20 protein-coding genes are annotated in these 19,229 nt (G+C 67.1%); 1 reads left to right on the forward strand and 19 read right to left on the reverse strand.

What is annotated here, in order from left to right; translation table 11 throughout:
• Nucleotides 1–16 precede the first annotated feature (16 nt).
• From rhtB to ACN9MV_RS28885, 9 genes are all read right to left on the reverse strand, one after another.
• The gene (rhtB, locus tag ACN9MV_RS28845) at nt 17–655 is read right to left on the reverse strand and encodes a homoserine/homoserine lactone efflux protein (protein ID WP_093056734.1); all 639 of its coding nucleotides are present in this window, start codon (nt 653–655) and stop codon (nt 17–19) included.
• A 3-nt stretch (nt 656–658) separates the two neighbouring features.
• Nucleotides 659–1,579: a hydroxymethylglutaryl-CoA lyase gene (locus tag ACN9MV_RS28850; RefSeq protein WP_426390528.1), complete on the reverse strand. Its 921-nt coding sequence runs from the start codon at nt 1,577–1,579 to the stop codon at nt 659–661.
• 138 nt (nt 1,580–1,717) lie between these two features.
• On the reverse strand, nt 1,718–2,011 hold the full coding sequence (locus ACN9MV_RS28855; protein WP_426390529.1) for an acylphosphatase: 294 nt from the start codon (nt 2,009–2,011) through the stop codon (nt 1,718–1,720).
• 16 nt (nt 2,012–2,027) lie between these two features.
• Entirely contained in the window at nt 2,028–3,197 is a 1,170-nt protein-coding gene (locus ACN9MV_RS28860) for an acyl-CoA dehydrogenase family protein (protein WP_426390530.1), read from the reverse strand.
• Nucleotides 3,194–4,423, reverse strand: a complete 1,230-nt coding sequence (locus ACN9MV_RS28865) for a CaiB/BaiF CoA transferase family protein (protein ID WP_426390531.1) — start codon at nt 4,421–4,423, stop codon at nt 3,194–3,196. Before ACN9MV_RS28865 ends, ACN9MV_RS28860 begins: the two co-directional genes overlap by 4 nt.
• Nucleotides 4,420–5,436, reverse strand: coding sequence for a Bug family tripartite tricarboxylate transporter substrate binding protein (locus tag ACN9MV_RS28870; protein ID WP_093056739.1), 1,017 nt, complete (start codon nt 5,434–5,436; stop codon nt 4,420–4,422). Before ACN9MV_RS28870 ends, ACN9MV_RS28865 begins: the two co-directional genes overlap by 4 nt.
• 28 nt (nt 5,437–5,464) lie before the next feature.
• Nucleotides 5,465–5,860, reverse strand: coding sequence for a cupin domain-containing protein (locus tag ACN9MV_RS28875; protein WP_426390532.1), 396 nt, complete (start codon nt 5,858–5,860; stop codon nt 5,465–5,467).
• The gene (locus ACN9MV_RS28880; RefSeq protein WP_307615953.1) at nt 5,857–6,606 is read right to left on the reverse strand and encodes an IclR family transcriptional regulator; all 750 of its coding nucleotides are present in this window, start codon (nt 6,604–6,606) and stop codon (nt 5,857–5,859) included. The genes ACN9MV_RS28875 and ACN9MV_RS28880 overlap by 4 nt, the downstream gene beginning before the upstream one ends.
• An 89-nt stretch (nt 6,607–6,695) precedes the next feature.
• A complete protein-coding gene (locus tag ACN9MV_RS28885; RefSeq protein WP_097197900.1) occupies nt 6,696–7,616 on the reverse strand; it encodes a 2-hydroxyacid dehydrogenase in 921 nt (306 codons plus the stop codon).
• 94 nt (nt 7,617–7,710) lie between these two features.
• Here ACN9MV_RS28885 and ACN9MV_RS28890 point away from each other — a divergent pair, with 94 nt between their 5' ends.
• The gene (locus tag ACN9MV_RS28890) at nt 7,711–8,025 is read left to right on the forward strand and encodes an EthD family reductase (RefSeq protein WP_093056743.1); all 315 of its coding nucleotides are present in this window, start codon (nt 7,711–7,713) and stop codon (nt 8,023–8,025) included.
• Between the two features lie 15 nt (nt 8,026–8,040).
• Here ACN9MV_RS28890 and yfcF read toward each other — a convergent pair whose 3' ends face one another.
• The 10 genes from yfcF to ACN9MV_RS28940 all read right to left on the reverse strand — a co-directional run bounded on the left by yfcF (nt 8,041) and on the right by ACN9MV_RS28940 (nt 19,159).
• Nucleotides 8,041–8,673 carry a glutathione transferase gene (gene yfcF, locus ACN9MV_RS28895; protein WP_307615955.1) on the reverse strand — a complete coding sequence of 211 codons (633 nt, stop codon included), beginning with the start codon at nt 8,671–8,673 and terminating at the stop codon, nt 8,041–8,043.
• Nucleotides 8,674–8,730: 57 nt separating this feature from the next.
• A complete protein-coding gene (locus ACN9MV_RS28900; RefSeq protein ID WP_426390533.1) occupies nt 8,731–9,714 on the reverse strand; it encodes a DUF4349 domain-containing protein in 984 nt (327 codons plus the stop codon).
• A gap of 70 nt (nt 9,715–9,784) precedes the next feature.
• Complete coding sequence (locus ACN9MV_RS28905; protein WP_426390534.1) at nt 9,785–11,788, reverse strand: acetyl-CoA carboxylase biotin carboxylase subunit; 2,004 nt, start codon at nt 11,786–11,788, stop codon at nt 9,785–9,787.
• Entirely contained in the window at nt 11,781–12,455 is a 675-nt protein-coding gene (locus ACN9MV_RS28910; protein ID WP_093177270.1) for a DUF4126 domain-containing protein, read from the reverse strand. Before ACN9MV_RS28910 ends, ACN9MV_RS28905 begins: the two co-directional genes overlap by 8 nt.
• 12 nt (nt 12,456–12,467) lie before the next feature.
• Entirely contained in the window at nt 12,468–12,971 is a 504-nt protein-coding gene (locus tag ACN9MV_RS28915) for an SMI1/KNR4 family protein (protein ID WP_093177268.1), read from the reverse strand.
• Nucleotides 12,961–13,776: an enoyl-CoA hydratase/isomerase family protein gene (locus ACN9MV_RS28920; RefSeq protein ID WP_426390535.1), complete on the reverse strand. Its 816-nt coding sequence runs from the start codon at nt 13,774–13,776 to the stop codon at nt 12,961–12,963. The genes ACN9MV_RS28915 and ACN9MV_RS28920 overlap by 11 nt, the downstream gene beginning before the upstream one ends.
• Before the next feature lie 17 nt (nt 13,777–13,793).
• Complete coding sequence (locus tag ACN9MV_RS28925) at nt 13,794–14,657, reverse strand: alpha/beta hydrolase family protein (protein ID WP_426390536.1); 864 nt, start codon at nt 14,655–14,657, stop codon at nt 13,794–13,796.
• A gap of 22 nt (nt 14,658–14,679) precedes the next feature.
• Nucleotides 14,680–16,302, reverse strand: a complete 1,623-nt coding sequence (locus ACN9MV_RS28930; protein WP_307615962.1) for a carboxyl transferase domain-containing protein — start codon at nt 16,300–16,302, stop codon at nt 14,680–14,682.
• Nucleotides 16,299–17,969: an AMP-binding protein gene (locus ACN9MV_RS28935; RefSeq protein ID WP_426390537.1), complete on the reverse strand. Its 1,671-nt coding sequence runs from the start codon at nt 17,967–17,969 to the stop codon at nt 16,299–16,301. The genes ACN9MV_RS28930 and ACN9MV_RS28935 overlap by 4 nt, the downstream gene beginning before the upstream one ends.
• Nucleotides 17,970–17,986: 17 nt before the next feature.
• Nucleotides 17,987–19,159, reverse strand: coding sequence for an isovaleryl-CoA dehydrogenase (locus ACN9MV_RS28940; RefSeq protein ID WP_093056752.1), 1,173 nt, complete (start codon nt 19,157–19,159; stop codon nt 17,987–17,989).
• Between the last annotated feature and the right edge of the window lie 70 nt (nt 19,160–19,229).

Below are 19,229 nucleotides of genomic sequence, written 5' to 3' on the forward strand. Positions count from 1 at the left end.
AACGGGTCCGCAGCCTCTACGCGCTGCGCTTGAATGCAAACAGGAATGCGCCCATCGCCATCAGCACGCCGCCGAAGACGCGGTTCTGCGCACGCCGGGCGCGCACGCTGCGAAGCACGCCCTGCAGCCGCGCGGCCAGCCAGGCGTAACCGTGCATCACAGTCACGTCGACCATCACCGTCGTGGCCAGCAGCACCAGCAGCTGCAGCCACAGCGGCCGCGTCGGCTGGATGAACTGCGGCAGCACGGCCGCCATGAAGACGATGCCCTTGGGGTTGGTCACGTTGGTCAGGAAGCCGCGCAGCACGCGCTGCGGCGCCGTGAGGTCGGGCTCGGAAGCCGCCTCCTGCGCGTTGCCGTCGATCTTCGCAACGGGCGCGCGCCACTGGCGCCAGCCCAGCCACAGAAGGTAGCAAGCGCCGACCACTTTGATGACCGTGAACGCGGTGGCCGAGGCGGTGAGCACCGCGCCCACGCCGAGCCCGGCCACCAGCAAGATCACGGCGAGCCCCAGCTGGAGCCCCACGATGGTCGCCGTGGTGCGCCGCACGCCGTAGCTGAGCCCATGGCTCATGCTGAGCACCGCGCCCGAACCGGGCGACACGGCGATGACGCAACTCGCCACCAGGAATGCGAGCCAGACTTGCAAGTCCATGCTTCAACCCGCCCGCTTGGTGCGGATGGCCTTCGAGGCACGCGAGTTCGGCTCGCGGCCCAGCGCCTCGCTGATGTACACGCCCGCGTCGATCAGCCTGTCGAGGTCGATGCCGGTCTCGATGCCCATGCCGTGCAGCATGTAGACCACGTCTTCGGTCGCCACGTTGCCGGTCGCGCCCTTGGCGTACGGGCAGCCGCCCAGGCCGGCCGAGGACGATTGGAAGTTCCACACGCCCAGTTCGAGCGCCGCCAGCGTGTTGACCAGCGCCTGCCCGTAGGTGTCGTGAAAGTGGCCGGAAATGGCGTCGACATCGAAGTGCGCCAGCGTGGCCTCCATCGCCGCCTGCACCTTGCGCGGCGTGCCCACGCCGATGGTGTCGGCCACGTCCACGCGCTGCACGCCGATGCCCTTCATCAGTTGCGCGAGGTAGGCGACCTTGGCCGGCGCAATCTCGCCTTCATAGGGGCAACCGACCGTGCACGACATGGCACCGCGCACATGGATGCCCTTCTCGCGCGCCGCGGCCACCACGGGCGCGAAGCGCTCGATGCTCTCGGCAATGGAGCAGTTGATGTTCTTCTGACTGAAGGCCTCGCTCGCAGCGCCGAACACTACGATCTCGTCGGGCCACTCTTCGCGCGGCGCGGCGATGGCGGCCTCGAAGCCTTTCATGTTGGGCGTGAGCACCGAATAGCGCACGCCGGGCTTGCGCCTGATGCCGTGCATCACCTCGGCGTTGTCTGCCATCTGCGGCACCCACTTGGGGCTGACGAAGCTGGTGACCTCGATCTCCTTGAGCCCCGCGTCCTGCAGGCGGTGCACGAGGCCGATCTTGACCTCAGCGGAGACCGGCTGCTTTTCGTTCTGCAGGCCGTCGCGCGGGCCGACGTCGACGATCTTGACTTTGGTGGGGAGTTTCATGGGATGTCTCTTGTGTCGCGGGAGGATGAGAAACCGCCTTCGATTGTCCGACACATGCAATGGCCCTGCTTGGTACACAAGCCGCGGAAGGTAGCAATGCCCGCCTGCGGGGTTGCAAATGGCGCCAGCCGGCGGGTACTAGGCGGTTTCGCGCTGCTCGAAGCCCTCGGGCACGCCGTGCGTAGCCGCATCGCTCACGTCGACCGCATCCACGCGCGCACCGTCCGGCCCCTGGTGCGCCCAGCGGATCAACGCCTCCACCGCCGCAGCCTCGCCAGCCGCGAGCGCCTCCACGCTGCCGTCGCGCCGGTTGCGCACCCAGCCGCGCACGCCGAGCCGCTTCGCCGCCTGCACCATCGACCAGCGGTAACCCACGCCCTGCACGCGGCCGCGGATGCCGAGGTGGCGGGTGACGATGGCGTCGTTGTTCATGGCGTGGTGGTGCAGATCAGTACGACTTGGGCAGCCCGAGCGCTTTCTCGGCGATGAAGTTCAGGATCATCTGCGGGCTCACGGGTGCGATGCGCGGAATGTAGCTCTCGCGCAGCAGGCGCTCAACGTGATATTCCTTCGCATAGCCCATGCCGCCCAGCGTAAGCACGGCGTTCTGGCAGGCGTCGTGCGCCGCTTCTGCCGCGAGGTACTTGGCGGCATTGGCTTCGATGCCGCAGGGCTCGCCCGCGTCGTACAGCGTGGCGGCCTTGAGCATCATCAGATCTGCCGCTTCCAGGTTGGCCCACGCACGCGCCAGCGGATGCGCCACGCCCTGGTTCTGGCCGATGGGCCGGCCGAACACGACGCGCTCCTGTGCGTACTGCGAAGCGATGCGCAGCGCCGCGCGGCCGATGCCGATGGCTTCCGCCGCGATCAATATGCGCTCGGGGTTGAGGCCGTGCAGGATGTACTCGAAGCCCCGCCCTTCCTCGCCGATGCGGTCTTCTTCCGGCACTGCGAGCCCGTCGATGAAGAGCATGTTCGAGTCGACTGCCGCACGGCCCAGCTTGTGGATCTCGCGCACCTCGACCTTGCTGCGGTCCAGCGGCGTGTAGAACAACGTGAGGCCCTGCGTGGGCTTCTTCACCTGGTCGAGCGGCGTGGTGCGCGTGAGGATCAGCATGCGGTCGGCCACCTGCGCGGTCGATATCCAGATCTTGCGGCCGTGCAGCAGGTAGCTGCCGTTCGGCTGGCGCACCGCCTGCGTCTTGAGGCTGGTGGTGTCGAGCCCCGCATCGGGCTCGGTCACGGCGAAGCAGGCCTTCTCCTTGCCGGCGATCAGCGGCGGCAGGAAGCGCTGGCGCTGCTCCTCGCTGCCGAACACCACCACCGGGTTGAGCCCGAAGATGTTCATGTGCACCGACGACGCGCCCGACATGCCCGCGCCCGAGGCACTGATGGCGCGCATCATCAGCGCCGCCTCGGTAATGCCGAGCCCCGCGCCGCCCTGCGCCTCGGGCATGGCGATGCCGAGCCAGCCGCTCTCGGCCACGGCGCGGTGGAACTCGTGCGGGAACACGGCACGGTCGTCGTGGTCGCGCCAGTAGTCGGCGGGAAAGTCTTCGCAAAGGCGTTCGATGGCCGCGACGAGCGAGCGCTGGTCTTCGTTCAGGGAGAAATTCATTCTTCGCCGTCTTTCTTCAATGGGTCCGGTTGCAGCGTGACGCCGCTTTCGAGCATGCGTTCGATGGCTTCGTCGCCGTAGCCCGCTTCGCGCAGCAACTCCACGCTCTGCTCGCCGATGCGCGGCGTGGGGCGGCGGATGGCGGTGGGCGTGGCGCTGTAGCGACCGACCGGCGCGAGGGTGCGGATGCGGCCCTCGGTCGGATGGTCGAGTTCGGGGTAGAAACCGACGGCGCGCAGGTGCGGGTCGTCGAGCAGGCTGTCGGTGCTGTGCAGGCGCGCGACGGGAATGTCCGCGGCATCGAGCGCGGCAAACCATTCGTCGCTGGTGCGCGTGGCCATCACCTCGGCCACGAAGGCATAGACCGCGCCGATGTTCGCGGCGCGCGCGGTGTGCGTGCCGAACATCGGCGAGCTGCGCAGCTCGGGCCGGCCGATCACGTCGAAGAAGGCCTGCCAGTGCTTGTCGTTGTAGATGAGCACGCTGAGGTAGCCGTCGGCCGTGGCGTAGGGCTTGCGATGCGGTGCGAGCAGGCGCGCATAGCCGGTGGGGCCGAGCGGCGGCTCGAAGCTGTGGCCGCCGAGATGGTCGCCCATGACGAACTGCGACAGGGCTTCGAACATGGGCACTTCGACGGCCTGGCCCTTGCCGGTGCGTTGGGCGTGCAGCACGGCGGCGAGCAATGCGATGGCGGCTTGCAGGCCGACGGCGCGGTCGGCCAGCGTGACGGGTGCGTAGCGCGGCGCGCCGCCGCTTTGCTGCGCGAACAGCGAGGCGACGCCTGCTGCACCTTGGATGAGGTCGTCGTAGGCGGGCTTGCCGGCATAGGGCCCCTGCTCGCCATAGCCGAAGGCGCCAAGGTAGACGATCTTCGGGTTGACCGCAGCCACGGCTTCGTAGCCCAGCCCGAGCCGCGCCATCGCCTGCGGCCGCGTGTTGTAGATCAGCGCATCGCACCCCGCCGCCAGCTTCAGGCAGGCCTCGCGCCCCTCGGGCTGCTTGAGGTCGAGCACGATGGAGCGCTTGTTGCGGTTGAGGTGCATCGCCATCGCGCCCATGCCCGGGTGGCGCATCGGGCCGACGGCACGCAGGTTGTCGCCGCCGGGCGGCTCGACCTTGATGATGTCGGCGCCAAGGTCGCCGAGCGTCTGCGTCGCATACGGCCCCATCACCACGGCCGTGAGGTCGAGGATGCGGATGCCCTCCAGAGGTCCGGTCGCACTCATTCGGGCTGGATCCCCGCGGCCTGGATCAGCTTCTTCCACTTCGCAAGCTCCGACACGGTGAACGCGCCCAGCTCTTCCGGCGTGCTGCCGAAGGCATCGAAGCCCAGCTTCGCCACGCGCTCCCGGAAGGCCGCGCCATTGGCCATCTCGGACAGCGCCTTGTTGAGCTTCAGCACGATGTCGCGCGGCGTGCCGGCCGGTGCGAACACGCCGTTCCACGAAGTGATGTCGAAGCCTTTCAGCTCCGGCGTGTCGGCCAGCGGCGGCAGCTCGGGAAAGAGCTTGGTGCGCTCCTGCGTGGTGACGGCAATCGCGCGCATCTTGCCGGCCTTCACCGTGGCAAGGCCCGCTGCGAGGTCGACCACCATCATCGACACCTGACCGCCGATCAGGTCGGCAATGGCTGGTGGCGTGCTCTTGTAGGGCACGTGCAGCATCGGCACGCCGCTCATTCGCGACAGCGTGGCGCCGCTCACGATGCCGGTGCTGTTGCCGCTCGCATAGGTCAGCTTGCCGGGGTGCGCGCGGCCCCAGGCCAGCAGCTCGGCCACGCTTTTGACGGGCAGGTCGTTGTTGACCACCAGCATGAACGGCAGGTTGCCCATGCGGCTGACGGGCGCGAAGTCTTTCACCGGGTCGTAGGGCAGCGACTTCATCAGGCTCGGGTTGGCCGAGTGCGTGGTGTTGGTCGTCATGAACAGCGTGTAGCCGTCGGGCGGCGCCTTGGCGACGAACTCGGCCGCGATCACGCCATTGGCGCCGGCCTTGTTGTCGACGATGACCGAAGCCTTGAGCGCCTCGCCGAGCATCTGCCCGGTGATGCGCGCCACTGCATCGGTGCCGCTGCCGGCCGCGAAGGGCACGACGAGCCTGATCGGCTGCTTCGGGTAGCCGTCCTGCGCGAAGGCCCATGGCACGGTGCCGGCAAGCCCCGCGGCCGCGCCGATGGAAATGAAACGGCGGCGGTTCGCCACCGCGACCGTTTGACCTGTCGCGTTCTTCGTCGTCTGCATGTGGTTTGTCTCCGGTTGTTGTGTCGGTTCAGGGCCGGATCACGCGCTCCGGCGATTCCTCGTACGGCGGGCTGTAGATCACCAGCACGCGCACCGGCTCGTCGCTCACCACCATGAAGGTGTGCATCGCGTCGGCCGGAAAAAAGCAGCTGTCGCCGGGGTGCAGCTCCTGCCGCTGGCCGCCCACCTCGGCGACCGCGCGGCCTTCGAGCATGTAGCAGACCTGCTCGATGCCCGGGTGCGCATGCGGCAGCGCGCCCTTGCCCTTCTGGATGTGGCCGACCAGCACTTCGAGCTGCCTGGCGCCCACGGTCTCGGGGCCGATCAGGCGCTTGTTCAGCGTGCCGGTGTGGTTGGCGGGGTGGTAGCCGGCGATCTCGTCCTCGCGGATGAAGTAGCGTGGGGCAGCGGTCGTTGCAGTCATCGGGGGCTTTCTGTCTTGGGTTCGATGGCGAGGCAGGCCGAGCGCAGCATTGCGGCGATCTCCTCGATGCGCGCCTCCATGCGGTAGCGCGGGCCTGCAACCGAGATGGCATAGGCCTCGCCGCCGATGCGCAGCGGCCAGGCCAGGCCAATCAGGTCGGGAATGCTTTCGCCGAGGTTGCCGTACCAGCCGCGCGCGGCGGAGCGCTGCAGCTCGGCCTCGATGGCGTCGGCGGTGGTGAGCGTGGCCTCGGTCAGCGGCGCGAGCGTCATGCCGCCCAGCAGCTTGCGGCGCGCTTCGGCGTCGAGCGTGGACAGCAGCGCGCGGCCCAGCGAATTGGCGTAGGCCGGGCGCGTTTCGCCCGATTCGGCCGTGTAGCGGATGCTCTGCGGCGCGCTCAGCACCTCCAGGTAGACCACCAGGCCTGCATCGCGGAACTTGGCGAAGACCACCGTCTCGCGCGCCGCGTCGCGCAGCTCTTCGAGCGTGGACTTCACCCGGTCGAGCACCGGGTCGTGGGCGGCGATGACCTGCGCCATCGCAAGCAGGCGGCCGGTCGGGTAGTAGCCCTGGCGGCGGCCGGTTTCGTACATGTAGCCCTGCTCTTCGAGCGTGCGGATCAGGCCCAGGCAGCTCGACACCGGCATGTCGAGCAGGCGCGCCATCTCGGACAACGCCAGCGGCTGCTTCTCGCGGGCGAAGAGCTCGACGATCTCGATCACCCGAAACGCGGTTTTCACAGTCATGAAAAGATTTTCATACTTGTGAAAAACTTGCGCTTCGGGGTTTCCCCTGCCCGCACCCTATTCCGGCGGGCCCGACGCAGCTTGTGCCGTCAGTAGCCGCGCGCGGGATCGACCACGCCGGCGACCGGCAGGCCCTGCTCCATCGCACGGATCTTCCCGGCGATCTGGGTGATGGACTCCTCGCGCAGCGTGCGCGCCGAGCCGTGCGGTGTCACGGTGATCTTGGGATGCCGCCAGAAGGCATGCTCCGCCGGCAGCGGCTCGACCTGGAACACATCGAGCGTCGCGCCCGCGAGCTGGCCCGCGTCGAGCATCGGAATGAGGTCGTCCTCCACCAGATGGCCACCGCGCGCGATGCTGATGAGATAGCCCTCGGGCCGCAGCTTGCCCAGCGTGTTGCGATTGAGGATGCCGCGCGTCGCCTCGGTCAGCGGCAGCAGGTTGACCAGCACGCGCGTGGACGACAGGAACTCGTCGAACTGCGCCTCGCCGCTGAACACGCGCACGCCGTCGATCTCTTTTGGCGAACGGCTCCAGCCCAGCACCGGAAACTCGAACTGCGCCACGGCCTTGGCCACGCGCTCGCCGAGCACGCCCAGGCCCATGATGCCGACCGGAAAGTCGCGCCGCAGCTTCGGCTTGCGGTAGCTCCACTTGCCTTCGCGTGCATCGGCCTCGTAGGCGTCGAACTCGCGGAAATGGCGAATGAGCGTGTGGCAGACGTACTCGGCCATCTGCACCGACATGCCCGCGTCGTCGAGCCGCACGATGCGCGTGTGCGCCGGCACCTTGAGCTTGAGCAGCGCGTCGACGCCCGCGCCGATGTTGAAGATGCCGCGCAGCTTGGGCTGCTCATCGAGAAACTCCTGCGGCGGCGCCCAGACCACGGCATGGTCGGCTTGCGGCGCGCCGGGCTTCCATGCTTCGATGACGGCGTCGGGGAGTTCGGCCTTCAGGCCTTCGATCCAGGGGTCTGGGCGGTTGTCGGTGAGGTAGACGGTGATTCGCATGGGCACGCATCTTAGGTCGCGCCCGCGTCGCCCTCGGCTTGTGCGGGCACTGGCCATCTCCTATCCTCGAACGCTCACCTCAGGAGACCCCTAAATGATCAAATTCAGCGTGATGTATCCCCACGCCCCCGGCGCACGGTTCGATCACGACTATTACCGCGAAAAGCACATGCCCCTGATCAAGGCCCGCATGGGCGACGCATGCCTCTCGTACACCATCGACAAGGGCCTTACCGGCGGCGCACCGGACTCCGCGCCCACCTATGTCGCCATGTGCCACGTGTTCGCCGAATCGGTCGAGGCCTTCCAGAATGCGTTCGGTCCGCACGCGAAGGAGATCAGGGGCGACGTGAAGAACTACACCGACATCGCGCCGGTGATACAGATCAGCGAAGTGGTGGTGGGCTGACGGGCCGCCTCGCCCTCAGCGCAGCGGCCGCTCCAGCGCCACCCAACTCTGGACGGACGGCCGCTGCCACTGCCGGTCCGCGTACGACGCCAGCCGCTGCGGCACGGCGTCTCCGTTCATGACCAGGCGATTCAGCATCAGCGCCAGGTCGACGTCGGCGATGGACCACTCGCCGAACAGGTTCTCCGCGTCATCGGGAAGCAGCGCCTGCGCCACCTGGAAGAGCGTCTTCGCCGACTGATGCGCCACCGCCGACAGCGGTGCGCTCGCCGGGCCGTAGAAGATCACCTCGGTCGAGCGCTCCTGGCGGATCGGCATCAGGTCGCTGCGAAGCCAGGCCTGCAGCTGGCGAGCGCGGGCTCGGGCACGCGGCTCGGCCGGGTACAGCGCCGTTCCCTGCGCGAAGGTCTCGTCGATGTACTCGGTGATCGCGGACGACTCCGACAGGGAGAAGTTGCCGTGAACCAGCGTCGGCACGCGCTGCGTCAGCGAGAGCTGCGAGAAGCCGGCCGCCCGGTGCTCCAGCGCCCCAAGGTCGACGGGGGACAAGTCGAAGTCCAGCTGCTTTTCATGCAGCGCCACGAACACCGACATGGCATAGGGGCTGGTGAACTGGGCATCCACGTAGAGACGTAGCGGATCCGGCATCGAGAAAGGCTCCTGCGTAAGAAAAAGGGCCTCAAAACGACCCTCCCGCGATCTTACTTACTTGGCTTCCCTGGCTGTGGCGCGGCGACGACGCCACAGCACGCGCACCAGCCATCCCATCGGCAGCACCACCAGCACCAGCCACGGCAGCACCGCCGCGATGAAGGTGATCAGCGAGCCCACGCTTTCCGCCAGCACCGAGCCCGCGTTACGCAGCGCATGCCCCATCGGGCTGTACCCATCGCTGCCACTCACCAGCGCGCGCCTGGGCGTGAACTGGATCTGGATGTGCTGCTTGCTGGTCTGCTGCGCCAGCACCTTGCGCTGCGTGGCGACGGCGTCGAGCTCGGCCTGCGTGTCCGACAGCGTGCGCTGGATGGCCAGCAGGTCGGCCATGGTGCGCTTGGTGACGGTGTCGCGCAGCATCGTGCGCAGGCTGTCGCGGAACTCGGTGCGGTTCCTGATGCGGGCCTCGACGTCGATCACCTCGGCGGTCTTGTCCTCGCTGGTGGTGGTGTGCGAGACCACGTTCGCCACGCCGGCCAGGCCGCCGAGCAGCTTGTCGACATCGGCGGGTTCCACGCGCATCTCGAGCATGGCGCTGCCGGGCTGTTGCGGCGTCTCGCGCAACAGGGAAGACGACAGCAGCTCGCACTTCAGCGAACCGCACAGGTCGCGCACCTTGCCCCAGGCATCGGCCAACTGCTCGGCCGGCACTTCGACGTTCAAGTCCTGCCGCACGGCCAGGAAGCGCTGCAGCGGCGTGTTGTCCTGCGACTGGTCGGTGGCCGACGGTGCGGAGGCCGGCTCGGCAGAACGCATCCGCGCCTCCTTCCTCATGGCCATGCCACCGGCATAGCCAGCTGCAGCCTGCATGGGCGCGGGCGGCGGCGAGGCCGGCTCGGCGAGCGTGGCAGTCTCGTTGTTCCTGCGGTCGCAACCGGCGAGCGACAGCGCGGCCGCCAGGGCCAACAGGACGATGCCCGCGCGGTGGCGGGCAGAGAGGAAACGGGGCGAACCGGAAGGCGTGCGATAGGTCATGGAGAGTTTCCCTTGAATGATGACTACCGCAGCTGATACGGGCAGGCGCCCGGAACGGGGTTAAGTTTTTTCAGGCGGCCGCGGCACCCATTCGCAACAACTCGTCGCCTTCGGCCACCTGCTCGCCCGGCGCGAACATCAGCTCTTCCACCGTGCCGTCGGCCGGCGCTGCGATGGTGTGCTCCATTTTCATGGCCTCCATTACCGCCAGCGGCTGGCCGCGGCTGACCTTGTCGCCGGCCTTGACCGCGAAGGACACGACCTTGCCCGGCATAGGCGCAGTGAGCCGGCCGCCTTCGGCCTGCGTGTCGCCGGCGTGGGCGAGGCGATCGATGGCGGTGATCTTCGTGGCGCCCTTCGAAGCGAACACGTGGGCCGTGGCACCGTCGAGGTGCACATCCAGCGTCTGGCGGTTGCCCGCGAACTCGACCTCGAACTCACCCGACGGGAACTGCCCGACCACCAGCGGGCCTTCGGCGCCGCCGGCTTGGAGCCACAGGCTGCCGTCGCGCTTGTAGGTCAGCAGGGCGATCTGTTCGGCGCCGCGAAATTCGAAGTCGAAGCGGCGCAGGTATTCGCCGTGCGAGCGCCAGCCGTCGCGGCGTTCGAACGGGTCGGGCACCCCAACCGGCCGTTCGGTGACCAGCGTACGCGTGATCGCGGCAGCGGCCGCCAGTGGCAGGCCCAGAGCTTCGCGGTCGAACAGCACGGCGCGCTCGCGCTCGATCAGCGCGGTGTCGAGGTTGGCCTTCGAGAACGACTCCGTCGCCAGAATGCCGCGCAGGAACTGCACGTTGGTCGACACGCCCACGATCTGCACCTGCGCCAGCGCGGCGTCGAGCCGGGCCAGCGCCTCTTCGCGCGTGGTGCCGTGCACGATGAGCTTGGCGATCATCGAGTCGTAGAAGGGCGAGATTTCGCCGCCCTCGCGCACGCCATCGTCGATGCGCACGCGACTGCGCTGGAAGGCCGTCGCCTGCGGCTTGCGGTACACGCGCAGAGTGCCGGTGGCGGGCAGGAAGTTGTTGTCGGGGTTCTCGGCGCAGATGCGTGCCTCGATGGCATGGCCGTGGATCTGCAGCTCTTGCTGCTTCGCGGGTAGCGTCTCGCCCGATGCCACGCGCAGTTGCCATTCGACGAGGTCGAGGCCGGTGATTGCTTCGGTCACAGGGTGTTCAACCTGCAGGCGCGTATTCATCTCCATGAAGAAGAAGTTCATCTCGCCGCCCTCGCGCTGCTCGACGATGAACTCCACCGTGCCAGCGCCCACGTAGTTCACGGCGCGCGCCGCAGCCACGGCGGCATCGCCCATCTGCTTGCGCATCGCCTCGGTCATGCCGGGCGCGGGCGCTTCTTCGAGCACCTTCTGGTGGCGCCGCTGCACCGAGCAGTCGCGCTCGAACAGGTAGACGTAGTTGCCGTGTGTGTCGCCGAACACCTGGATCTCGATGTGGCGCGGGCGCTGCACGTACTTTTCGATCAGCACCGCATCGTCGCCGAAGCTGTTGATGGCCTCGCGCTGGCACGAGGCCAACGCGGCGGCGAAGTCTTCGGCCTTGTCGACCGCGCGCATGCCCTTGCCGCCGCCACCCGCGCTGGCCTTGATGAGCACCGGGTAGCCGATGCGATCGGCCTCGCGCTGCAGCAGCTGCGGGTTCTGGTCATGGCCGTGATAGCCCGGCACCAGCGGCACGCCGGCCTTTTCCATCAGCTGCTTCGACTCGGCCTTCAGGCCCATGGCCTTGATGGCCGAAGGCGGCGGGCCGATGAAGACCAGGCCCGCGTCGGCGCAGGCCTGCGCGAACTCTTCGTTCTCGCTGAGGAAACCGTAGCCCGGATGCACGGCCTCGGCGCCCGTGGCCTTGGCGGCTTCGAGGATCTTTTCCCAGCGCAGGTAGCTGTCCTTCGGGGCGCTGCCGCCGAGGTGCACCGACTCGTCGCAGGCGCGAACGTGGTTGGCATGCGCGTCGGCATCGGAGTACACGGCGACCGTGCGAATGGCCATGCGGCGCGCCGTCGCGGCAACCCGGCAAGCGATTTCGCCGCGATTGGCGATCAGGATCTTCTTAAACATTCGGAGTGTCTCCCGGAGGATTCTTTTTCAGTTGGAACGCGGGCACCACGCCCGGATCGGGTCGGCCGCTGAAGATGCGGGCCACGCGGGCGAACAGCGCCTTGAGGAAACGCCAGCTCTTGCGGATGAGCCACACGCTCAGCACAAGCACCAGCACGAACAGCACGAGAAAGACGAAGGGATGCGCCACCGCGAGCCACAGGCCCGCCGGCACCATCGTGTCTTCGACCAGCGAAGCGCCTACGTTAGAAAACGGCTCGGGCGATGTGTTGATGGCCGCGCGCGTCGTGGCCTTGGCCGCATGCGCCGTGGCCGCGAAGCTGCCGCCCACCAGCGCCGCGACGACGGCCATCGCGCCGTGGTCGGCGCCGAAGACGCTGGCCGCGAGCGCCGCGCCCGCGGGAATGCGAATGGCGGTGTGCACCACGTCCCACAGCGAATCCAGGCCCGGGATCTTGTCCGCGAAGAACTCGATGAACACCATGAAGCCGCTGGCCGCGATCACGACCGGATGCGCCAGCAATTGCAGCCCGCTCGGCAGGGGCACCCAGCCGAAATAGCCCACCACGCCGGTCAGCAGCACGACCAGGTAGAGCCGCACGCCGCTGGCCCAGCCGATGGCGGCGGCCAGTGCGATCAGCTGGGGCATGTCGAGGCTGGTGTTCATGGCGATCAGTCCTCAGTCGAATTCGATGGTGCCGGCTTCCATGGAAGCGACGAGGTCCGCAAGCCATGCCTCGACGGACGCATGTTCGACGGGGCGGTCTTCGTCCGCCTTCCAGAAGGCGATCAGCTGGCCCGGCTCGCCGCCGCCCTCGGCATCGATGTCCACGCACAAGTGGCTGCCGCCGCCGTTCGACAGAAACGGCACCCAGCCGCGCCGCCACGTGGACGGGTCTTCGAAGTCGGAGCCGATCATGTCGTCGAGCATCTCCTTGGTGTCGGCGATGTCCTCGAGCGCGCTGAACATGCGGTTGTCCTGCAGGCTGTCGAAGCTGCTGTTCGGCTGGCCGTTGCGCCAGCGGTAGAGCGCGCGAAAGGCTTCCGGCAGCTTCAGCGAGAACTTCGCCTCGAAGGCATCGAGGTCAGCGTCGCTCACACCGGGTTGCAGCACCGCGTGGTAGTCCGCGCGATGGGCAGCCAGCCACGCGTCCATGCGTTCGATGAGGGCGTCATGCGTCATGGTGTTCAGGCCTTGTCGTTTCCAGCCACGAGGGCTTGCGCTTCTGCAGGAAGGCCTGCACGCCCTCGCGGCCTTCGTCGCTCGCACGAATGTCGGCAATGCCCTCGACGGTCTTCGCGATCAGCGCGTCGTCGATCTCGCGGCCGGCAACGTCGGCAATCAGCTGCTTGCAGGCGCGCACGGCAGCAGGGCTCGCACCGGTCAGCGCCTTCAAGAGTTCGTCGACCTTGGCATCGAGCGCATCGGCTGCGACCACTTCATGCACGAAGCCGACGCGGTGCGCCTCGGCGGCCGTGAAACGCTCGGCCGTGAGGAAGTAGCGCTGCGAGGCGCGCGTGCCCATCGCGCGCAACACGTACGGGCTGATGGTCGCGGGCACCAGGCCGATCTTCACTTCGCTCAGGCAGTACCACGCGGTGTCCACGCTCACGGCCATGTCGCACGCGGCCACCAGCCCCATGCCACCCGCATACACATCGCCCTGCACGCGCGCGATGGTGGGCTTGGGGCACTCGGCAATCGTGCGCAGCATGGCGGCCAGCTTGCCCGCGTCGGCGACGTTCTCGTCGCGCGTGTAGTCGGCCATGCGGCGCATCCAGTTGAGATTCGCGCCCGCGCAGAAGGCCGGGCCGTTGGCACCGAGCACGATGGCTTTTACTTGTGGCGCGGCGCCGGCTTCGGTGAAGGCCTGCGTCAGCTCGGCGATGACGGCGTCGTCGAAAGCGTTGCGTGCGTCGGGCTGGTCGAGCCAGATGCGGGCGATGGCGCCTTCGAGGGTCAGTTTCAGCTTGGTGTATGCGCTCATGTTGCTTGTCTTTTCGTTCATTGCAAGTGCCGGGGCAGGCCGAGCTTCGCGAGGAACTGATCCACCATCGGCACCCAGATGGCGGCGTTGTCGCGGCCTTCGAAGAAGGCATGGCCGTCACTGCCGTAGGGCGGCACGCCCTCGAAACGCACGTCGACGCCCTTGGCTTTGTAGGCCTCCAGCAGCCGCTTCGCCAATGCGGGGCCGAAGAAGTGGTCGTTCTCCGAATAGACCCACAACATCGGCACCTTGGTGGTCGATGCGTAGCGGCCGAAGGCATCGACCAGCTTCGCTTCGTTGCATACGTCGTCCGGCCCGCGCGAGCCGCGCCCGCCTGCAAAGTTGATGGTGCCGACCACGCCCTCGGGGTTCAGGCTCGACAACGCCAGCACACCGAAGCCACCGGCCGATTTGCCGAGCAGCACCATGTGCTGCACGTCGGCATACGGCAGCGTGCGCGCGTAGTCGAGCGCGGCGCTGATGTCCTTCGCAGTTTCGAGGCCCGCCTGCACGTAGTCGGGGTTGGCGCAGCTGAAGTAGTTCTCGGCCCACGGCCCATCGGACTTGCCGTAGCCGCGCCGCAGCGGATTGATGACCAGGAAGCCGTGCTTCGCGAACATCTCGGCCTGCCGCGCGTAACGGTCCTGCGTCTTGGGAAAGTCGGCGGGCGAGCGCGGCGTGCCGTGGTTGATCACCAGCACCGGGAACGGTCCGTCGCCCTCGGGCCTGTATTCGGTGGCGGCCAGCTTGATGTGCGACTCGCCGAAGAAGCCCTTGACCGTCATCGGTATCTCGATGTCGCGGCGCGCCACGCTTTGCGCGTGCGCGCCCAACGCTGAGCAAAGCAAGGCGGCGATGAGTGTGAGTCGGCGCAGCGTCATGAGAGCGTTTCCGTCCCGAGCCTTACATGCGGAAGATGCCGAACTTCGGCTCTGGAATCGGCGCATTCCGTGCCGCAGCCAACCCCAGCGCCAGCACGCGCCGCGTATCCGCCGGATCGATGATCCCGTCATCCCAGATCCGCGCGGTGGCGTAGTAAGGGTGCCCCTGGTCTTCGTACTGCTGGCGGATCGGCGCCTTGAAGGCTTCTTCCTCTTCCTTGCTCCAGCTGCCGCCCTTCAGTTCGATGCCGTCGCGCTTCACCGTGGCCAGCACGCTTGCGGCCTGCTCGCCGCCCATCACGCTGATGCGTGCGTTGGGCCACATCCAGAGGAAGCGCGGGCTGTACGCGCGGCCGCACATGCCGTAGTTGCCGGCGCCGAAGCTGCCGCCGATGATGATGGTGAACTTGGGCACGTTGGCGGTAGCCACTGCCGTCACCATCTTGGCGCCGTGGCGCGCGATACCCTCGTTCTCGTACTTGCGGCCCACCATGAAGCCGGTGATGTTCTGCAGGAACACCAGCGGAATCTTGCGCTGGCAGCACAGCTCGATGAAGTGCGCGCCCTTCTGCGCCGACTCGCTGAACAGGATGCCGTTGTTGGCGACGATGCCCACGGGCATGCCCTCGATCTCGGCAAAACCGCAGACCAGCGTGGCGCCGAAGCGCGCCTTGAACTCGTGGAACTCGCTGCCGTCGACAACGCGCGCGATGATCTCGCGCACGTCGAAGGGCTTGCGCGTGTCGGTGGGGATCACGCCGTAGAGCTCCTCGCGCGGGAACGCCGGCGCGCGCACCTCGGCCTTGGCCGGGGCATCGGCCGCCTTCGCATTGAGGTTGGCCACCGCCGAGCGCGCGAGCGCCAGCGCATGCAGGTCGTTCTGCGCGAGGTGGTCGACCACGCCCGACAGGCGCGTGTGCACGTCGCCACCGCCCAGGTCTTCAGCCGTCACGACCTCGCCCGTGGCCGCCTTCACGAGCGGCGGGCCGCCCAGGAAGATGGTGCCCTGGTTCTTCACGATGATCGATTCGTCGCTCATCGCCGGCACGTACGCGCCGCCAGCCGTGCACGAGCCCATGACCACCGCGATCTGCGGAATGCCCTGGGCGCTCATGTTGGCCTGGTTGTAGAAGATGCGGCCGAAGTGCTCGCGGTCGGGAAACACCTCGTCCTGGTTCGGCAGGTTGGCGCCGCCCGAGTCGACGAGGTAGATGCAGGGCAGGCGATTCTGCTCGGCGATCTCCTGCGCGCGCAGGTGCTTCTTCACCGTCATCGGATAGTAGGTGCCGCCCTTCACCGTCGCATCGTTGCACACGATCATGCAGTCGACGCCATTCACGCGGCCGATGCCCGCGATGATGCCGGCGCCCGGCGCCGACTCGGCCCCCTTGGCATCGAGGTACATCGCATGCGCGGCCAGCGGTGCGATCTCGAGGAAGGGCGTGCCCGGATCGAGCAGCTCGGCCACGCGATCGCGCGGCAGCAGCTTGCCGCGCGCGGTGTGCTTGGCACGCGCTGCCTCGCCGCCGCCCTGCTCCACTTTCGCGAACTGCGTGCGCAGGTCATCGACCAGCGCGCGCATGGCTGCTGCATTGGCCTGGAAGTCCGCCGAGCGGGCGTTGAGTTTGGTTTCGAGTTGGCTCATGCTGTTTTTTCTTGGCTAAGGCCGAGTTGCTCGGTCATGGCATCGCGGATCTTGAATTTCTGGATCTTGCCGGTCACCGTCATCGGGAACTCGCTGACGAAGCGGATGTACTTGGGCACCTTGTAGTGCGCGATCTGGCCCTTGCAGAACTCGCGCACTTCTTCTTCGGTGGCGCTCTGGCCGGGCTTGACGATGATCCAGGCGCAAAGCTCTTCGCCGTATTTCTTGTCGGGCAGGCCGACGACCTGCACGTCCTGCACCTTCGGGTGGCGGTACAGAAATTCTTCGATCTCGCGCGGGTAGATGTTCTCGCCGCCGCGGATCACCATGTCCTTGATGCGGCCGACGATGTTGACGTAACCCTCGCCGTCCATGGTCGCGAGGTCGCCGGTGTGCATCCAGTGCTCGGCGTCGATGGCTTCGCGGGTCTTGACCTCGTCGTCCCAGTAGCCGTGCATGACGGAGTAGCCGCGCGTGCACAGCTCGCCCGACTGGCCGGCCGGCATAACGGCACCGGTCTCGGGGTCGACGATCTTCACTTCGAGGTGCGGCTGCACCGTGCCCACGGTCGACACGCGGCGGTCCAGCGGCGTGTCGGTGCTGCTCTGGCAGCTCACGGGGCTGGTCTCGGTCATGCCGTAGGCGATGGTGATCTCGCTCAGGTGCATCTCGCTGACCACGCGCTTCATCACCTCGATAGGGCAAGGCGAGCCGGCCATGATGCCGGTGCGCAGCGTCGACAGGTCGAACTCCTTGAAGCGCGGATGGTCGAGCTCGGCGATGAACATGGTGGGCACGCCGTGCAGGCCGGTGCACTTCTCTGCCTGCACGGTCTCGAGCACGGTGAGCGGGTCGAAGCCGTCGTTCGGGTACACGATGGCCGAGCCGTGCGTGAGGCAGGCCAGGTTGCCCAGCACCATGCCGAAGCAGTGATACAGCGGCACTGGAATGCACAGCCTGTCGGCGGGCGAGAGCTTCATGCACTCGCCGATGAAGAAGCCGTTGTTCAGGATGTTGCGGTGCGTGAGCGTCGCGCCCTTGGGAAAGCCCGTGGTGCCGCTGGTGAACTGGATGTTGATGGGGTCGGTGGCCTTCAGCGTCTTCTGGACTTTGGCGATGCGGGGATCGCTGGCATCGCCGCTTGCGAGCAGTTGCGAGAAGCGCTGCATGCCAGGCTGCTCCCCCCCCTGCCCGGCCTTGTCGATCCAGAAGGTATGGGCCAGTTGTGGCACACGCTTCGGGCCCAGTTCGCGCAGCATGCCGAGGTAGTCGCTGGTCTTGAACTGCGCCATCGTCACCAGCGCCTTGCAGCCGACCTTGTTGAGCGCGTACTCGAGCTCTGAAGTGCGGTAAGCGGGATTGATGTTGACGAGGATCAGGCCGACCTTGGCGGTGGCGATCTGCATCAGCACCCACGCCACGTTGTTGTGCGACCAGATGCCGACGCGATCGCCGGGCGCAAGGCCGAGGTTCAGCAACGCGCTGGCGAGTTTGTTCGATTCGGCCTGCAGCTCGCGGTAGGTGTAGCGCTGGCCTTCGTGGCGACTGACGAGCGCCTCGCGGTCGGGCTGCTTGCCGACCATGTCGTCGAAGAAGTCGCCGATGGGTTGTTCGATGAGGGGGACATCGGTGGCGCCTTGCGCCATGCTTTGGGTCAAGAGCGCCATGGCGATGCGTCCTTCCTTCAGGCGGTTTCGGAGAACAGCTCGCGGCCGATCAGCATGCGGCGGATTTCGCTGGTGCCCGCGCCGATCTCGTACAGCTTGGCATCGCGCCACAGCCGCTCGACCGGAAAGTCCTTCGTGTAGCCAACGCCGCCCAGCGCCTGGATTGCCTCGCCGGCCATCCACGTCGCCTTCTCGGCCGAGTACAGGATGGCGCCGGCCGCATCCTTGCGGAAAGTGCGTGCATGGTCGTTGCGGTCGCAGGCCTTGCCCACGGCGTACACATAAGCACGCGTGGCCTGCCAGGTCGAATACATGTCAGCCAGCTTGCCCTGCATGAGCTGGAACTCGCCGATGCTCTGGCCGAACTGCTTGCGCTCGTGGATGAAGGGCAGCACCGCGTCCATGCACGCAGCCATGATTCCGAGCGGGCCACCCGAGAGCACTGCGCGTTCGTAGTCGAGGCCGCTCATCAGCACCCTTGCGCCCTGGCCTTCTCCGCCGAGCACGTTCTCTTCCGGCACTTCGCAGTTGTCGAAGAACAGCGGGAAGGTGTTGGAGCCGCGCATGCCGAGCTTGTCGAGCTTGGTGCCGGCGGAAAAGCCCTTGAAGTTCTTCTCGACGATGAAGGCCGTCATGCCGCGCGCGCCCATCTCGGGCTCGGTCTTGGCGTAGATGACCAGCGTGTCGGCGTCGCCGCCGTTGGTGATCCACATCTTGCCGCCGTTGAGCACGTAGTAGCCGTTCTTCTTCTCGGCCTTGAGCTTCATGCTCACCACGTCGGAGCCGGCGTTGGGCTCGCTCATGGCCAGCGCGCCGACGTGCTCGCCGCTCACCAGCTTGGGCAGGTATTTCTTCTTCTGTGCGTCGCTGCCGTTGCGGTGGATCTGGTTCACGCACAGGTTGGAGTGCGCGCCGTAAGACAGGCCCACCGAGGCTGAGGCGCGCGAGACTTCTTCCATGGCCACGATATGCGCCAGGTAGCCCAGCTCGGTGCCGCCGAATTCCTCTTTCACCGTCATGCCGTGCAGGCCGAGGTCGCCGAGCTTCTTCCACAGGTCGTGCGGGAACAGGTTGTCGCGATCGATGTCGGCGGCGCGGGGAGCGATTTCGTTGGCGGCGAAGTCCTGGATGGCGCTGCGCAGCGAGTCGATGGTGTCGCCCAGGTCGAAGTTCAGGCCGGGATCGTGCATGGGGTTTGTCTCCTCTGAAGGGGTCTGCGCGCAATGCCACCCGCGCTGGGTGGCGCTTGCGAAAGATCGC

The sequence above is a fragment of the Variovorax sp. R-27 genome, from assembly GCF_049913215.1.
In the GTDB taxonomy this organism is placed as follows: Bacteria; Pseudomonadota; Gammaproteobacteria; order Burkholderiales; family Burkholderiaceae_C; genus Variovorax.

Coding starts and splice junctions, on each gene's coding strand:
- yfcF (WP_307615955.1), bottom strand. CDS start 8,673: ATGCCGGATCCGCTACGTCTCTACGTGGATGCCCAGTTCACCAGCCCC.
- ACN9MV_RS28875 (WP_426390532.1), bottom strand. CDS start 5,860: ATGACTGCAACGACCGCTGCCCCACGCTACTTCATCCGCGAGGACGAG.
- ACN9MV_RS28920 (WP_426390535.1), bottom strand. CDS start 13,776: ATGAGCGCATACACCAAGCTGAAACTGACCCTCGAAGGCGCCATCGCC.
- ACN9MV_RS28885 (WP_097197900.1), bottom strand. CDS start 7,616: ATGCGAATCACCGTCTACCTCACCGACAACCGCCCAGACCCCTGGATC.
- ACN9MV_RS28930 (WP_307615962.1), bottom strand. CDS start 16,302: ATGAGCCAACTCGAAACCAAACTCAACGCCCGCTCGGCGGACTTCCAG.
- ACN9MV_RS28905 (WP_426390534.1), bottom strand. CDS start 11,788: ATGTTTAAGAAGATCCTGATCGCCAATCGCGGCGAAATCGCTTGCCGG.
- ACN9MV_RS28865 (WP_426390531.1), bottom strand. CDS start 4,423: ATGAGTGCGACCGGACCTCTGGAGGGCATCCGCATCCTCGACCTCACG.
- ACN9MV_RS28940 (WP_093056752.1), bottom strand. CDS start 19,159: ATGCACGATCCCGGCCTGAACTTCGACCTGGGCGACACCATCGACTCG.
- ACN9MV_RS28890 (WP_093056743.1), top strand. CDS start 7,711: ATGATCAAATTCAGCGTGATGTATCCCCACGCCCCCGGCGCACGGTTC.
- ACN9MV_RS28870 (WP_093056739.1), bottom strand. CDS start 5,436: ATGCAGACGACGAAGAACGCGACAGGTCAAACGGTCGCGGTGGCGAAC.
- ACN9MV_RS28860 (WP_426390530.1), bottom strand. CDS start 3,197: ATGAATTTCTCCCTGAACGAAGACCAGCGCTCGCTCGTCGCGGCCATC.
- ACN9MV_RS28925 (WP_426390536.1), bottom strand. CDS start 14,657: ATGACGCTGCGCCGACTCACACTCATCGCCGCCTTGCTTTGCTCAGCG.
- ACN9MV_RS28880 (WP_307615953.1), bottom strand. CDS start 6,606: ATGACTGTGAAAACCGCGTTTCGGGTGATCGAGATCGTCGAGCTCTTC.
- ACN9MV_RS28900 (WP_426390533.1), bottom strand. CDS start 9,714: ATGACCTATCGCACGCCTTCCGGTTCGCCCCGTTTCCTCTCTGCCCGC.
- ACN9MV_RS28915 (WP_093177268.1), bottom strand. CDS start 12,971: ATGACGCATGACGCCCTCATCGAACGCATGGACGCGTGGCTGGCTGCC.
- ACN9MV_RS28850 (WP_426390528.1), bottom strand. CDS start 1,579: ATGAAACTCCCCACCAAAGTCAAGATCGTCGACGTCGGCCCGCGCGAC.
- rhtB (WP_093056734.1), bottom strand. CDS start 655: ATGGACTTGCAAGTCTGGCTCGCATTCCTGGTGGCGAGTTGCGTCATC.
- ACN9MV_RS28910 (WP_093177270.1), bottom strand. CDS start 12,455: ATGAACACCAGCCTCGACATGCCCCAGCTGATCGCACTGGCCGCCGCC.
- ACN9MV_RS28935 (WP_426390537.1), bottom strand. CDS start 17,969: ATGGCGCTCTTGACCCAAAGCATGGCGCAAGGCGCCACCGATGTCCCC.
- ACN9MV_RS28855 (WP_426390529.1), bottom strand. CDS start 2,011: ATGAACAACGACGCCATCGTCACCCGCCACCTCGGCATCCGCGGCCGC.